The following is a 13,801-nucleotide window of genomic DNA, read 5'->3' on the forward strand; positions in this document are numbered from 1 at the left end:
TACTGTCGAGAGGGAGGGCGCTGGTGGACGAGGGCGACCGTGGTGGGCGGCGGCTGGAGGCCTCTGGCTGATCGCCCTGGTCCTCCAGACGGCGTGCGCGACACGTGCGCCCATGGCTGGCACTGCGGGTGGGGGCGGTTCCGGCTCATGGGGGCTGGCGAAGGACGAGAGGACCGGAGCGGGCGCGGCGACGGAGCGTGGGCTCGAGGGGAGGGAGGTTCTCGACGTGGTGGTGGTCGAGCCGGGGCGAGTGGGTACCCGGCCCGTGCCCATCAACCAGGCGGAGTTTCGGGTCCAGGTGGAGCGCCTCGCGCGAGGTCTCCAAGCGCACGGCACGCCGCGGGAGGTGGCTGCGGCGTTGCTCGAGGAGCGAGAGTGGCTGCGCGAGGCCCAGGAGGCGCGGCCCGTCTCGGACGTCGAGGCGGCAGGTCGATTCGCGGCGGAACTGGACCCGTGGGCAGAGGGGGGCCGAGGCAGGGTGGATTCCCTGCTCCCAGAGGAGCAGTGGGGGCCTGTTCGCCTCGAGCCCCAAGCCGAGGCCGCGCTGCGGGCGAGGTACGAGCGATTCTGCATCGTCCGAGGGGGTGGTGATTGTCTCGGACTCCTGGAGGATGGGCCCTACCTGCGCTCGGATGACCGGAGCACGATGGCGCTGGCGCTGGCCTTCGGCTCGGTCCTGGACGAGACGTATGCGGCGCTCGGGCGGGAGTTGAGTCCCAAGGCGATTCTCGCCTCGGTCATGTGGGCGGTCGGTCTCTACCTGGGCCTGTGGCTATTGCCGGAACCGGCGACGAAGGGGATCGCCGCGGTGCTCACCGTTGTGCTGGTGGCCTGGCTTGGCATCGACACGGTGTGGGGCCTCATGGACGGTTGGGCGGAGCTCGTCATGAAGGCGCGCGTGGCCAGCACCTTCGACGAGCTGCGCGAGGCCGGGGCGGGGTTCGCCAGGGTGCTGGGGACGGACGCGGCCCGGGCCCTCGTTCTGGCGGTGACGGCGCTCTCGGGGCGGGCGCTGGGGGATGTGCCCACGGCCCTGCGCTCGCTGCCGGGCTTCCGTCTCGCGCAGTCACAGTTCGTGGGGCAGGGCGGGCCGGGCTGGGTTCTGTCGCGGGTGGAGCGGGTGCGGGCGGTTGAGGCCTCGGCGCAGGGGGCTCTGGCGTTCACCGTGGCGCCCGAAGGGGCCCTGGCTGGCGCGATGATGAGCCACAACAGCGGGGCGGGCTCCAGCGCGGGCGGGTCCCCGGCCAAAGAGGTGTATCGGCACCGCGGTGGCAACAGGCAGGTCGAGAGAAACGGCGAGCGCTGGCACCTGCCGCGAGGCGTGTCCGTCAACGACATTCCCGCGTCGGACCCCTTGGGTGATCAACTCCAGGCGGCGGCGCGGCAGGTGGCGGCACGGTGGGGACCCTCTCGCTACCCGCCGCGCGTGAGGGCAGCCATCGACCGAATGCTCAAGAGAGGGCTCGTGCACCGCGCAACGCTGCTGGAGCGTCAGGCGCGGGGACGGTGGGTGGAGCGGGAAGTCGAGAAGCTCTTTCCCTCGTTGGATTGGAAACGCCAGGGGGTTGATGTAGTGGGCCCAGCGGGCCAGCGGTACCACTACGAACTTCTCTCCGGGACGCAATCGAACTTCGAGCTTCACGGGCGGCGGATGGAGGGCGTGTTCTTTCGTATGATCTTCTTCTGAGGTCCGCGTGAGTCCGAACATCCACTACGAGAATCGAGAATTAGAGGGCGAGCGGCTCGAGCTGACGGACAAGGATGCAAACTACTGGCTCGGGCCCAATCTCACACTCCGGGGCTGCACCGTGGTCATCGGCGTGGGGGAACGGCAGGTCATTCCCATGTGGGGGAAGCTGATCGATTGCACCATTCATGCGAAGCGCGAGCTCGTGGACGCACGCTTGACGACGATGAGCTTCAAGGGCTGTCGCTTCAAGGGCCGCTTCTTGGGCGTGGATTTTGGTCAGCGTGCTGGAGACGAGCGATGGTGGGAGCACGGAGGAGTGGAGGATTGTGACTTCTCCGAGGCCCGGTTGGACCTGTGCCGGTTTCAGGGCTGCGACATGGGGACGATCCGGCTTCCGAAGTGGCCATGCTTCACCATCGTGGACCCCCTCCAGCACGGGCTGGAACTGCTGAGCGTGCCGTGGCCTGGCGACTTCACCCCGGTCACCCTCAAGGGGCCGCTCAAGGAACTGCCCACGACGGTCGCGCTGACGTTCTACGCGCCAGCCGAGGCGAAGCGCTCGGGCGCGACGCTGGAGGAACTCAAGGCGGCCGTGGAGCGGTTCGACTTCATCGTGCGCTGAGCCGCTCGGCCACGGCGTGCACCGCGTGTCCTCCCCTGTGCAACGGCCGTACAACCGGCTACACACCGCGCGGCGCGGCTCTCTGTGTCCAGGTGTTGGCGCGGACCCTGCAAAGCGGCGCGCCCATGAAAAAGCGCATGCTGTTGCTGGCCCTGGCTGTCACCGCCTGCGGACGCGAGCCGCTCCACCGGGAGCTGCGAGACATTCCAGGCCTGAGGCTCTTCGTTCCGCAGGCGAGTGAAGAAGAGTCGGCCGTGCTCCACTTCGACTGGAGCATGGGCGGAGATTGCTACCGGGTTCCCTCCGACACCCGAGTCACCATCAACGGGGAGGCCACCCGTGTGTGGAGCCGGGGAGATACGCACCTGAGCTTCGATGGGGCCTTCAGCTGCGAGTACCCCAGCTTCGATGGCCCGCCGCGCCCGGCCGACGAGCCGCGCACCGAGTTTCTCGTCACGGAGGGCCGCACGAGGATGCGCGCTGTCTTCCAGGCGCTCCGCGCGCCCCGGCGCATCCGTGTGAATGGCCAGGAGCAGGCCACCCTCCGCGGTGGGGCAATGGTCGACATCGAGTGGCTTCCGGCGACCGACCAACTCGAGAAGGTGGAGGTGAAGGTGATGGGCGGAACGGACTCGCGGCAGGTGGATGCCTTCCAGGTGGATGGCAACCACATCCGAATGACCCTGCCCACGCTGAAGGCCGGCAGCTATGTCCTGAGGGTGTATGGCCAGGGGGGCGCCGGCGTGGAGGCGTGCGAAGGCTTCAACTCCTGCCATGCCGAGTTCTATAAGTGGATCGAGGTGCCCATCGTCATCGAGTAGCGGGCCCGGGACTTCGAGGACACTCCCCTCACGGCTTCAATGAAGGGAGTGTCCGAGCGTGTCGAGGAAGGGGCGGCGGGTGGGGAGGGTGTGGAGGGAGTGGTCGTAGAAGCACTCGGGGCCGAGCAGGGAGATGAGCTCGTGCTCGCGGGCGATGCCGGCCTCGGTGCCAGCGTCGGTGGGTAAGGGGTAGGGCTGGACGAGGACGAGGTCCTCACCGAGCCGTTGAAGACACTCCCCTCGCTGTAGTCGCGCACGGTGACGACGCGCCTCTCGCTCAATGTGGGCCGTGCGCCAGGACGCCTTGGCTGCTGAGCGGACGGAGGTAGTCCAGGAGATTTCGCCTAGGTGTGGTGACTCGTCACGGCGAGAGGGGACGCACCAGATGAGGTCCCGCTCCGTCCTGGCTGAGATGCACAGCTAGCTGTGCTCCTCGAAGTAGGCGATCAGGGGATTGAGGTCGAGGCAAGCCGCCCTGTCTGGCGCACGCGGACCTCACCTCAATCAGGGTGCATGGGCCGTGGCTCAACGACGAGCCGGAGCAGACCTCGTTCCTCAAGCAGTTTCTGGACATGCCAGGCGAGAGCGATGTGCTCGGGGTTGTTCGGGGTGAGGCGCTCGGGAGTCAGAATGACGAGCGTGCCCTTGTCGCCTACCGGCTCCACCCGCACCGGCGCGGGCAGGGCAGGCACCTCCCCACGCTCTCGCGAGAAATACGTCATCCACCCCAGGAAGCAGCCGATGCGACTGCCGCCGGAGAGCTGGTTCCAGAGTCCGTCCGCCGTCGCGAGCGCCCACTCCGGTTCCCAGGCCAACGCAATGGCATGCATGACGCCCGCGACAACGGGCGCGCTGAGCATCCGCTCGTGACCCAGGGCCTCCTCGGGGTAGAAGAGCCACAGGAAGTTCGGCGCAACCTCAGCCTTCGACCCACACCTGAGCATGACCATACCGCCTTGGTCCTGCTTCACGTGCCCCGTCCACGCACCAAATGAAAAACCGTCCGAGCCGCTCTGATACTTCTTCTTTCCGAAGAAGCTCAGGAAGCTCTCATGCGTGGGCTCGAATCCGAGCTGAAGCGCCTTCCGGCTGGAATTGTTCTGCTCATACCAGCGCGTGTAGCTCGGATGGCACTTCGCCAGCAGCCGGAAGAATGTCTCCGCTCGCCGAGCACACTCCTCAGCCGAGTCTGGCCGCGCTCCCCAATAAGCTTTGATACCGTAAGACTCGCTCATGCGTGACGGCTCTCATAGCACTGGCTGCGTGTACACGACCTCAATCGCATGGAGGCCGCGAGCGTCGAAATGCTTCCGAAGAACCGCGACCATCCTCTCCTCCGCGACGTGCCACCGCAGGCGCATTCCTCTCGCAACCCGGAGCTGCCGCTCCGCCTGTTCGAGCATGCCGTTGAGCCCCTGGTAGTTCCACTGGGGGTCGAGCTTCTTATCGAACCACTTCTGATACTCGCGGGCCTTCGCTTCAAGCAGTGTTCCTGTCTTCGGATCAAAGCCGTCGTACTCCGCGCAGTCTGTTCCGCGGCAGACCTTGTAGCACCACTTCTTGGGGGCACCCGTTACCTGGGCCTGGTAGGCCCGGGCCTGCTCCGACATGTTGGAGGTGTCCTCCACCCACTGCCCGGGCCCGCCTACTGGAGGCCACCCACCACCGCCCCCCGCGCCCTGGGCGCTCGTGTTGGCCATGTGCAGGACGTAGGTGGCACTCAGCGCTGGCGCCGCCGCCGTGGCAACACTCCCCACGGGTACGGCCACCAGGCGCACCGCCAGGAGCCCGTCGCCCGAGAGCGACAGCAGGGGCACCGTGAGGCTCCCCAGCTTGCCGCCCCAGGCCGCCACCTTCGCGGTTCCAGCACCGGCCGTGCCCACCGTCAGCACCGCGCCCATCGCTATCCTCGATACGGTGCGCACCTTCTCGGCGTAGGGCTTGTGGCGGAACTCCTCCCACAGTTGCGGCGAGTGCTCGTAGAGCTGCCTCACCGCCCCCGGAAGCTGCGCCAGCCCCTCGAGCGTCTCGCCCGTGTAGAAGACCAGCCGGTAGAGGCCTTCCACCATGTCCACTACTGCGAGCACCGCCCCCTCGGCCACTGCCAGCGCCGGGTTGTCGTCGGGCTTGTAGAGGCCCGCCGGGCGCGCCCCTTTCGGAACCTCGAGCGCCTGGTCCACCGGGAAGAGGCGCTCGCCGTCGCTGGCGTAGAATGGGCCCACCTCGAAGCGCCCGGCCCGTAGGGTCCCGTTCTCGGCGAGCACGACCTGACCGATCTTCTGGACCGCCACTCCCGAGGTGGCCTTCACCAGATAGCCGTCTGGACGAAGCACCAGCAGCCGCGAGAAGCGCCGCATCCGCGTGTATAGCTCGTCCCTCGTCACGACCTCGCCCCCAACGGCCACCTCCAGGAGCAGGTGTGCCGCCATGCGGCGGAGCCCGAAGTTGTCCGGTGTCAGCGGCGTGGAGAGCAGATGGGGCACCAGCTCCAATGCCTGCTGAGGCGCCAACGTGCGCCCGTCCCTGGGCAACGCGGTGCTGGGCACACCCGCTCGCGCGAGGAACCCCTGGAAGTAGTCGAGCGTCATGGGCACCTCGAAGGGCCGCCCGTCGCCCACGCCATCCGGCCATCCAACGCCCTTCCCCTCCAGGTCCTCCTCCTCGTCCGCCGCGCTCGCGCCGCGCGGTCGCTGCCGCGCCCGCTCCGGCGCCCCGGCAGCCTCAGCCGCGCCCACCACCACCGGGACACCGGCCTCGCGCTCCTCGGCTCCCGCGTCAGTGCCCTCCGGGTTCTCGTTGGCCTCCCCGGTCGTCTGTGCAGACACCTCCTGGGCCCGGCCAGCGATCTCCTGTGGCCTGGAACTCGTGTGCTGTACCCGCCACCGATGGCGAGCGCCGCCAACCAGCATCCCGCCCATGGGGTAGCCCGTCGCGCACGCCGTCTGCAGCCCGAGGAGCACCAGCTCCACTACACGCGAGGTCCACCACGGCCTGCCCCGCGAGCTCCGCCGAACCTTGAGATTCGTACCGCCGCCCTCCCCCGCCCCGGGACTCGGGTATTCACTCGACATGGCGCTGGCCTCCCCCCAGGTAGAACAACCCTGAAGGCGGGTGCGGCAGCAAGCGCGCCCACTCCAGCAACTGGCGGAAGCCCTCCGCGCCAACGGCCTCCACCTCTGCGCCCGTCCCCTCGTGCTGACGGAGACCGAGCAGCCGCACCCGTCTGTCCTCCACGGCGGGCGTCCTCACCGGCTAGGCGTCCCATTCCACCAGGAGCTGGCGGGGCACGCGGTGCACGAGGTTGGGCAGGTAGGTGACGGGCTCTCCGGGCGCGAGCCGCAGTCCCGGCAGGCGCTCGAGCAGGGCCTCCAGGGTGAGCTGCGCCTCGAGCCTCCCGAGCGACGCGCCCACGCAGTAGTGGAGGCCGTGGCCGAAGCCCAGGTGCCTCACGGCGCTGGCGCGGTGGATGTTGAAGCGCTCGCCCTGCTCGAAGACGGACTCGTCCCGGTTGGCCGAGGCGAAGAGGAGGAACAGGCGCGCGCCCTCGGGCAGCGAGGTGCCTCCGAGCTGGAGGGGCTCCGTCGTCGTGCGCATCATCCCCACCACCGGCGAGTCGTAGCGCAGCGACTCCTCGATGGCGTTGCGCACGAGGTAGGTGTCCTTGCGCAGCTCGCCCCAGACGCCGGGGTGGCGCAGCAGGTGGTGGAGCGCGGTGGCCAGCAGGTTGGTGGACGTCTCGTGGCCGGCGAACACGAGCACGCACGTCAGCGCCACGAGCTCCTCGGTGTCCAGGGGCCTGTCCCCCTCGGTGCGCGCCTGGAGCAGCGAGGAGATGAGGTCATCGCGGGGCGACTTGCGGCGGTCCTCGACGAGCTCGCGCAGGTAGCGGCGGAAGTCGGCCACGCCGCGGGCCGCGCGCAGGTGCTGGTCGAGGGGGATGGGCACGAAGAAGAGCTTCTCGTCGTCGCACCACTGCTTGATGCGCTTGCCGCTCGAGGTGGGCAGGCCGAGCAGCTCCGTCATCACGGCCATGGCCAGGGGGGAGATCAGCTGGGAGATGAGCTCGGCGCGGGGCTCCCCGTCCCGGAGCGTGTCGAGGTGCGCTCCGACGAGCTGCCGGAGGCGCGGCTCGAGGGCATTCACGCGCGCCTGGTTGAAGGCCTTGCCCACCAGGGCGCGCAGGCGCGTATGGGCGGGCGGATCATCTCCGAGCAGGGGGTAGTCGGCCCTGTAGCCGGCGGGCTCGAGGATGGCCATCACCTCGCGAGGCAGCGCCACGGGAGGGCGGAGCGTGTCGCGTGAGCTGAAGTGGCGCGCGTCCTTGAGGGCGGTCATCACGTCCGCGTAGCGGCTGACGACCCAGAAGTGGAAGGCGGGGGCGAAGGTGACGGGCGCCTCGCGGCGCAGCCGTGCGTAGAAGGGGAACGGGTCGTTGAGGAAGTGGGGCTCGAGCGGGGTGAACTCGAGTCCGAGCTGGGAGGGGGTCATGGCGCCATTGTGTCAGTTTTCGATGAGGCGGAACGCGCTTCCCGGGCCCGGCACAAGGTGCCTGTAAAGTCCTTGCTCGGCTGCACGCGAGGACGATTCCGGGCAATCCGGAAGTTCCGTTGTCTCCGTTTGGCGTTAGGCTTTGAGCCTGGCGCGCATGGAGCGAGCCGGGGGGTGGAGATGATGCAGCCCAGAGGGATGATGGAGACCTCGCTGGAGGGGGCGCACTCCGGGGACGCGGGAGCCTGGCCACGGCTCGTCCTGCGGGAGCTCAGGCTGAGTTGGAGGTTCACCGGAGGGGACTCGTCGTCCGCGGTGGTGCCGGCGATGCTGTTCCTCGGGGCGGCGTGCGCGCATGCTCGGCTGCCGGTGGGCGAGCTGCTCGGCACGCTGGGCCGGGGCGCGCTCTACTTCTGGTTGTTCGCCTACGTGTTCTGTCTGTCCAATCAGCTGGTGGGGCTGGAGGAGGACAGGCTGAACAAGCCGCACCGGCCGCTGGTGAGCGGAGAGGCGTCGGTGCGCGGGACGCGCTGGCGGTTGGTTGTGTGCGCGGGGCTCTTCGCGCTGGTGGGGTGGGGGTTCGGCGTGTGGCGGTGGGCGCTCCTGTGGCTGCTCATCACCGTGCTGCACAACGAGGGCGGCGGGGCGCGGCGGTGGTGGGCCAAGAACCTGTCCATCGCGGTGGGGGTGGTGGCGCAGCTCGCGGCGGCGTGGGAGCTGGCGGCGCCGCTGACGCTGGCGGTGTGGCGGTGGATTGGCGTGCTCGCGTGCGTGGTGTTCTGCCTCGTGTCGCTGCAGGACCTGCGGGACGTGGAGGGGGACAGGGCGAGCGGGCGCAAGACGTTCCCCCTCGTGTTCGGGGAGACGCGGACGCGCTACGTGCTGGCGGGGCTCTTCGGGCTGCTGCCGTGGGTCATCCACCGGGTGTTGATGGTGCCGCTGGGGCTGACGCCGGCGGTGGTGGCGTTCGACGCGGGCCTGGCGCTGCTCAGCTGGGTCATCGCCGCGCGCGTGGTGGGCTGGCGGACGCCGGCCGCGGACCACCGCACGTACCTGCTGTTCACCTACTGGTACTGCCTGGCGCTGCTGAGCACCTTCATCCTGCTGTGAGGCCCCGGGGGCCCCTCAGCGGGTGCTGCCCCGTTCGCGCAGCAGCCGGGTGACGGCCTCGAGCATCTGCTCGATTTCGAAGGGCTTGGGCACGAAGCGGAGATCCGGCGCGAGGAGGCTCTTGTCCAGGAGGCCGGCGCTCATCACCACGATGGGGATGTGCCGGAAGGCCTCGTTGCCCCGCATCTCTCGAATGAGCGCGTGCCCGTCCATCCGGGGCATCATCAGGTCGGTGATGAGCAGGTCCGGGAGCTTCTCCGCCATGGCGGCCAGGGCCTGCCGGCCGTCGTGCACGACGCGCACGTCGAATCCCTCGTCGCCGAGGATCTCCGCCAGCACCGTCGCGATATCCGGCTCGTCGTCGACGATGAGCACGTGACTCATGCGTCTTCTCCGGAGTCTTCCGGGGGAGGACGGTGGGACATGCGAGGTGGGCTGGAGCCGCGCGTGGGAGCTCCCGCCTTCCCCTGGGTCATCTGGTCGAGCACCTCCTCGGCGCTCTCGAACGTCCTCGCCACTTCGAGACCCCGTGAGGTGATGTGGAACTCGCGGATGGACGGGTCATAGCCGCTCTCGCGGACCTTGAGGATGGAAATGAGGCGGTGGAGCTGCGAACGGAGCTCCACATAACGGAGGAAGAGGATGTTCTCCACGGAGGAGGACAGGCCCACGGGGGGAATGTCGAGCTTGGCGCCGGAGATGGACGTCTCCATGGACACGGCGGTGGTCAACCGCAGCGCGCGCAGCTCGCTGCTGAGCGCGGTGAAGAAGGTGGTGATGCGCTCCGGGTGCGCCACGGCCTGCATCAGTCCGTCGATGCCGTCGAGGAACAGCCGCTGCGCCTTGTGGCGATGGAGCGCCTCCAGGAGCTGCTCGGCGAGGGGGTCGAGGAACTGCTCGGTGGGTTGGTGCCACTGCACCTCCAGCCGGCCAGCCTCCACGTGCTCCCGCAGCCGCAGGCCCACGCCCTCGGCCTTGGCGATGAGCCGGGAGGGTGTTTCGTAGAAGCCGAAGTAGAGACAGTTCTGCCCGGCATTCAGGCCCTCGGCCAGCAGGTGCAGTCCGAGCAGCGTCTTGCCGCTGCCGGGCGCCCCCATCAGCGCCGTCACGGAGGCCGGGGGCACGCCGCCCTCCAGCATGTCGTCGAGGCCGGGGACGCCGAAGCGGCTCTTGTGCGAGAGGGTGGGGGGGACCTGCTCCTGCGTGAGCGGGAGCGACTCGCGGCGCGGGTGGACGGTGAGGCCCGAGGGGGTGATGTCGAAGAGGTGCCGGCCCTCCAGGTGCGAGCTGCCCCGGAACTTGTGGATGACCAGCTCGCGCGCCTGCCGCATGCCCACCGCGTGCTGGCCGAGCTCGAGGATGCCGTCGGCGATGAACTCCTCGAAGCTCCCCGTGCCTTGTTGCTTGGAGGAGATGAGCAGCGCCGTGCAGCCCAGGAGGGTGAAGAGGGCGCCGAGCTCCCGCAGGAACTTGCGGTAGGCGAAGGGCGACGTGGCCAGCTCGGAGATGGCCGCCATCGAATCGATGACGAGCAGGGAGGGGCGGTGGGTGCGCACGGCCTGGCTGAGCATGGACTGGAACCGTTCGAGCCCGCCCTCCTCGAGCGCCGACACCCCGCTCAACAGGGTGATGCGGCTCTGGACGAACGAGCGGTCGAAGAAGGGGAAGCTCTCGAGGTTGGAGAGCAGGCGCCCATGGGATTCGGAGAAGGTGGTGACGTAGAGGACGCTCTCGCCCCTGGCCGCGCGGTGGAAGGCCAGCTGGGAGCAGAGGACCGTCTTGCCCGTGCCCGGCCCGCCCGTGACGAGGTAGATGGCGCCTCGCAACAGCCCGCCGTGGAGCACCGCATCCAGTCCGCCCACGCCCGTCCGCAGGCGGGGGTTCTTCTCTCCAGTCGTGTTTCCCACCGTGGATGATTCCTCCTGGGAGCCCCGTGTCCGGGAACTCTCCCCTGACCTCCGGGCAATATGGGGATGGGGAGGAGGAACTCAGGACCCCATTCCCCACCGGTCCACCGCTCGGCCGGTCGCCAGGTCCACGGGGGGCCGCGGGTCGCCACCCGCTTCCGGGCCATGCGTGGGGAGGCTGCCCTCGTCGCTCCGAGGGGCACGCCGTGGTGCTGGCGCCGGACAGGCGCACGGAAGTCGGGGCACCGTCCGATGTAAGCGTGTATATGCTCGGCGGGACGTACGAACCCTCGTGCTGGCGGCGCTTGGATGAGCCTCCCAGATGAGGGAGCCGGAGAGCGCGATGGGCCTGCCGTTCGACACGTTGACGATTCACCGCCTGCGGGGTCTCCAGGATGTGGAACTGGCGGGACTCGGGCGGGTGAATCTGCTCGTGGGCGGCAATGATTCGGGCAAGACGTCGGTGTTGGAGGCCCTGTCACTCTACTGCAATCCGCTGGACCCGATGCAGTGGGTTCACGTGGCACTTGGACGCGATCCCCTGATGTCCCCCTCGGACCCCCTTCCGGTTTCGGAGGTCACGAGGTGGTTGTTTCCACAACGTCCGGCTCCGGGTACCCACGAATCAGGGGAAGCCCGTATCCGGTTGACGGCAACCGGGAGGAGCGCCGTCCGCGGTGTCCAGGCGAGCTACCTCGGATTGACGGGGCTTCCGTCGAGACGGATGGAGCCACGACGCATCATCCGGATGGGCTCCGGAGCGGGAGAGCAGGAGTTGGAGCCGACCAGGGAGCGCCACGGGGCCAGGCTCGAGGGCCTCATCGAGACGGAAGAGGCGCAGCCCATGCGTTTCACGTTCTCCGTCTGGGATGATGGACAGGTGGAGCCACTGGGCGGCGCGGTTGCCGCGCGCTTGCGTGTGCCCGTCAGGCTCGTGAGCCCTCCGGACCATTGGCTGGGCTCCTTGACGGTCAGGAGCTTCTCCGAACTGCGCCTGAGTGGGCTCGAGGAGTCCGTTCGCGTGCTCCTGAAGGCCATCGACCCACGCATCGACGGCCTGGAGGTTCTGGCACCCAGCGGCGAGGCGGTCTTGTATGTGAGGGACGCGGCCGCCGGGCTCATCCCCTTGAGCATGTTCGGAGACGGTATTCGCCGCACGCTCCTCCTGGCGCTCGTCCTACCGCAGGTCAAGGGCGGCGTGCTCTTGATCGATGAGTTGGAGACGGCCATCCACGTCTCGGCGCTCGGCAAGGTGTTCCGTTGGATGCTCGAGGCCTGCAAGCAGCACGACGTCCAACTCTTCGCCACGACCCACAGCCTGGAGGTGGTGGATGCCATCCTCGGCGCCGATGACACCCGGGAAGAGGACATCGTCGGCTTCCGGCTGGAACGTGGAGAGGGCCGTACGTCGGCCCGGCGCTTTGGCGAGGATCTGCTCAAGCGCATGCGCTACGAGCGCGGGCTCGACGTGAGGTGAGCATGCGGTATGCCTACCTGGTGGTCGAGGGCCCTCACGATGTCGAATTCGTCGGGCGCCTGCTGAAGCCTCATCGCTTCAAGCGTGAGAACAATGAGTCGCGCTTGGACCCATATTGGAGGCCGCTGGTACCCACGAGATTCCCCTACGGCGGAGACCTGAGCCGACGTGTCCCGGTGCCGACGTTCTTCGTGTCCGATACCGTCTCGGTCGCGGTGCATGCCTCCGGCGGTGACTCGGAGATTGCGAACCGGGTGGAAGAGACGCTTCAAGCCGCTCTCGTCGCTCCTCCAGATGCTGTCGGGGTATTGCTGGATGCCGATCGGGCCCTGCCGCCGGTGGAGCGTTTCGGCGAGGTCCGCCATGCGTTGCAAGCCAGGGTGAACCTCGTCGTGCCCGAGCAGCCAGGGCAGGTGTCCGCCGCCTCGCCCCGGTGTGGAATCTTCGTCCTGCCGGACAACGTGAATCCCGGAACCCTGGAGTCCCTCCTGTTGGAATGCGCGGACATTCCCTATCCGGACCTCCTCTCGGATGTTCGCTCGTTGGTGTCCAGGGTGCGGGCGGGCGCGTATTCGCTGACTCCCGATGACTTGAAGGACTTCAACAAGCCCGCCGGGGCACACAAGGCCATGGTGGCCTGTATGGCGGGCATCCTGAGGCCGGGCAAGGCCATCCAGGTGTCCATCCAGGACAACCGGTGGTTGGAGGGCGCGGCGCTGGACCTCCCGCGCATCGCGGCCCTGAGGGAGTTCCTCCGGGTTCTCTTGATGCTGCCTTGAGGGCTCAGCGCAGCTCCAGCGTCCGCACCATGTCGTCGAGGATGGCCTTGTTGCCCTCGTAGTCGAGCCCGCGCACCGCCAGGGTGCTGGCCCGGACGACGGTGTCCCCATCCCCGATGGCGTAGAGGTACTCGCGGGTACCCGGGGGGAGCAGGGGGGAGTCCGCGGTGGCGCGCAGCTCCAGGCGCACGGCGGGGCGGCCGGCCAGGGTGAGCCGCTCCTGTTGGAGGACCTCGGCGCTGGAGCCGGTGCTTCCCTCGACGAACGTCTCGAGCGGCACGGGCTCGCGCTTCACGGAGACGGCCACGAGCGGCTCCTCGGTACCGGCCTGAACCTCGAAGGGCGTGGGGTGGAAGAAGCGGCAGGGCTCCACGCCGCCGCCGGTGTTCGTCTTCCATGCGGAGGGATGGGCAATCGAGTACCGGCCCGCGGGGTTGGTACACCGGGTGAGCGAGGGCTTCGAGGGACGCGCCGCCTCCACGCCCTGGCGCGCGCACCCGCCGGCCGTGAGCACGGCGAGGGCGAGGGGAAGGAGCCGTTTCGAGAGCATCATCCGCATTGCCATACCTCCTGCCCGAGGGGGCGACCGGGAGAACGCGCACGGCCTTTCCTGTGGTTGACACATTCTCCGGGCAGGCGGGGGCGCCGAGTGCTCGCCCATCCGCCCGCTCCTCTCCGGGGCTCATCGCGGGCACCCTGGCCGTGGCGGCGGGGGCCATCCTCGCGATGATCTCCGACACGATGATTCCGGAGGCCGTCGAGGGAAGTCACGGCCTCACGGGGCTCATCACCGTGCTCGGCTTCCTGGCGGCCTTCTTCCTCGGACAGATGGGGGGCTGAGCGCCTCCGGCGGGATGCCCAGGTTGACTCCTTGAAGGATGAGTCCGAGGCCGAGAACCCCTCGAGA

General features: G+C 68.6%; 14 protein-coding genes. 7 read left to right on the forward strand and 7 right to left on the reverse strand.

Features of this window, described 5'->3' with window-relative positions; translation table 11 throughout:
• The first annotated feature begins 112 nt into the window (after positions 1–112).
• From sitA5 to JQX13_RS14835, 3 genes are all read left to right on the forward strand, one after another.
• Positions 113–1,687 (forward strand): SitA5 family polymorphic toxin, encoded by a 1,575-nt coding sequence (gene sitA5 / locus JQX13_RS14825; protein WP_239014757.1) that lies wholly within the window; start codon positions 113–115, stop codon positions 1,685–1,687.
• Between the two features lie 7 nt (positions 1,688–1,694).
• A complete protein-coding gene (locus JQX13_RS14830) occupies positions 1,695–2,312 on the forward strand; it encodes a hypothetical protein (protein ID WP_203409667.1) in 618 nt (205 codons plus the stop codon).
• 125 nt (positions 2,313–2,437) lie between these two features.
• A complete protein-coding gene (locus tag JQX13_RS14835; protein ID WP_203409668.1) occupies positions 2,438–3,133 on the forward strand; it encodes a hypothetical protein in 696 nt (231 codons plus the stop codon).
• Positions 3,134–3,633: 500 nt separating this feature from the next.
• On the opposite strand, the gene JQX13_RS14840 is transcribed toward JQX13_RS14835, so the two are convergent.
• From JQX13_RS14840 to JQX13_RS14855, 4 genes are read right to left on the reverse strand one after another with little or no spacing between them, the layout of a single operon-like run.
• Complete coding sequence (locus JQX13_RS14840; RefSeq protein WP_203409669.1) at positions 3,634–4,368, reverse strand: Imm52 family immunity protein; 735 nt, start codon at positions 4,366–4,368, stop codon at positions 3,634–3,636.
• Between the two features lie 12 nt (positions 4,369–4,380).
• Positions 4,381–6,204, reverse strand: coding sequence for a Tox-REase-5 domain-containing protein (locus JQX13_RS14845; protein WP_203409670.1), 1,824 nt, complete (start codon positions 6,202–6,204; stop codon positions 4,381–4,383).
• Complete coding sequence (locus JQX13_RS14850) at positions 6,194–6,367, reverse strand: hypothetical protein (RefSeq protein WP_203409671.1); 174 nt, start codon at positions 6,365–6,367, stop codon at positions 6,194–6,196. The genes JQX13_RS14845 and JQX13_RS14850 overlap by 11 nt, the downstream gene beginning before the upstream one ends.
• Before the next feature lie 18 nt (positions 6,368–6,385).
• Positions 6,386–7,621, reverse strand: a complete 1,236-nt coding sequence (locus JQX13_RS14855; RefSeq protein WP_203409672.1) for a cytochrome P450 — start codon at positions 7,619–7,621, stop codon at positions 6,386–6,388.
• A 180-nt stretch (positions 7,622–7,801) separates the two neighbouring features.
• Here JQX13_RS14855 and JQX13_RS14860 point away from each other — a divergent pair, with 180 nt between their 5' ends.
• Positions 7,802–8,731: a UbiA family prenyltransferase gene (locus tag JQX13_RS14860; RefSeq protein ID WP_203409673.1), complete on the forward strand. Its 930-nt coding sequence runs from the start codon at positions 7,802–7,804 to the stop codon at positions 8,729–8,731.
• 15 nt (positions 8,732–8,746) lie between these two features.
• Here the strand turns inward: JQX13_RS14860 and JQX13_RS14865 are convergent, their stop codons facing one another.
• Both JQX13_RS14865 and JQX13_RS14870 read right to left on the reverse strand, forming a co-directional pair.
• Positions 8,747–9,115 (reverse strand): response regulator, encoded by a 369-nt coding sequence (locus JQX13_RS14865; RefSeq protein ID WP_203409674.1) that lies wholly within the window; start codon positions 9,113–9,115, stop codon positions 8,747–8,749.
• Positions 9,112–10,638, reverse strand: a complete 1,527-nt coding sequence (locus JQX13_RS14870; RefSeq protein WP_203409675.1) for an ATPase domain-containing protein — start codon at positions 10,636–10,638, stop codon at positions 9,112–9,114. Before JQX13_RS14870 ends, JQX13_RS14865 begins: the two co-directional genes overlap by 4 nt.
• 322 nt (positions 10,639–10,960) lie before the next feature.
• On the opposite strand from JQX13_RS14870, the gene JQX13_RS14875 reads away from it, so the two are divergent.
• Positions 10,961–12,115: an AAA family ATPase gene (locus tag JQX13_RS14875; protein WP_203409676.1), complete on the forward strand. Its 1,155-nt coding sequence runs from the start codon at positions 10,961–10,963 to the stop codon at positions 12,113–12,115.
• A gap of 2 nt (positions 12,116–12,117) precedes the next feature.
• Positions 12,118–12,894, forward strand: coding sequence for a DUF3226 domain-containing protein (locus tag JQX13_RS14880; protein WP_343211091.1), 777 nt, complete (start codon positions 12,118–12,120; stop codon positions 12,892–12,894).
• 4 nt (positions 12,895–12,898) lie between these two features.
• Here JQX13_RS14880 and JQX13_RS14885 read toward each other — a convergent pair whose 3' ends face one another.
• Positions 12,899–13,447, reverse strand: a complete 549-nt coding sequence (locus tag JQX13_RS14885; RefSeq protein WP_203409678.1) for a hypothetical protein — start codon at positions 13,445–13,447, stop codon at positions 12,899–12,901.
• Between the two features lie 59 nt (positions 13,448–13,506).
• Between JQX13_RS14885 and JQX13_RS14890 the strand changes: the two genes are divergently transcribed.
• Positions 13,507–13,734, forward strand: coding sequence for a hypothetical protein (locus tag JQX13_RS14890; protein WP_203409679.1), 228 nt, complete (start codon positions 13,507–13,509; stop codon positions 13,732–13,734).
• The last annotated feature ends 67 nt before the right edge of the window (positions 13,735–13,801 follow it).

The organism is Archangium violaceum, from assembly GCF_016859125.1.
Classification (GTDB): Bacteria; Myxococcota; Myxococcia; order Myxococcales; family Myxococcaceae; genus Archangium; species Archangium violaceum_A.

Coding starts and splice junctions, on each gene's coding strand:
- sitA5 (WP_239014757.1), top strand. CDS start 113: ATGGCTGGCACTGCGGGTGGGGGCGGTTCCGGCTCATGGGGGCTGGCG.
- JQX13_RS14835 (WP_203409668.1), top strand. CDS start 2,438: ATGAAAAAGCGCATGCTGTTGCTGGCCCTGGCTGTCACCGCCTGCGGA.
- JQX13_RS14840 (WP_203409669.1), bottom strand. CDS start 4,368: ATGAGCGAGTCTTACGGTATCAAAGCTTATTGGGGAGCGCGGCCAGAC.
- JQX13_RS14845 (WP_203409670.1), bottom strand. CDS start 6,204: ATGTCGAGTGAATACCCGAGTCCCGGGGCGGGGGAGGGCGGCGGTACG.
- JQX13_RS14855 (WP_203409672.1), bottom strand. CDS start 7,621: ATGACCCCCTCCCAGCTCGGACTCGAGTTCACCCCGCTCGAGCCCCAC.
- JQX13_RS14860 (WP_203409673.1), top strand. CDS start 7,802: ATGATGCAGCCCAGAGGGATGATGGAGACCTCGCTGGAGGGGGCGCAC.
- JQX13_RS14865 (WP_203409674.1), bottom strand. CDS start 9,115: ATGAGTCACGTGCTCATCGTCGACGACGAGCCGGATATCGCGACGGTG.
- JQX13_RS14875 (WP_203409676.1), top strand. CDS start 10,961: ATGAGGGAGCCGGAGAGCGCGATGGGCCTGCCGTTCGACACGTTGACG.
- JQX13_RS14880 (WP_343211091.1), top strand. CDS start 12,118: ATGCGGTATGCCTACCTGGTGGTCGAGGGCCCTCACGATGTCGAATTC.
- JQX13_RS14885 (WP_203409678.1), bottom strand. CDS start 13,447: ATGATGCTCTCGAAACGGCTCCTTCCCCTCGCCCTCGCCGTGCTCACG.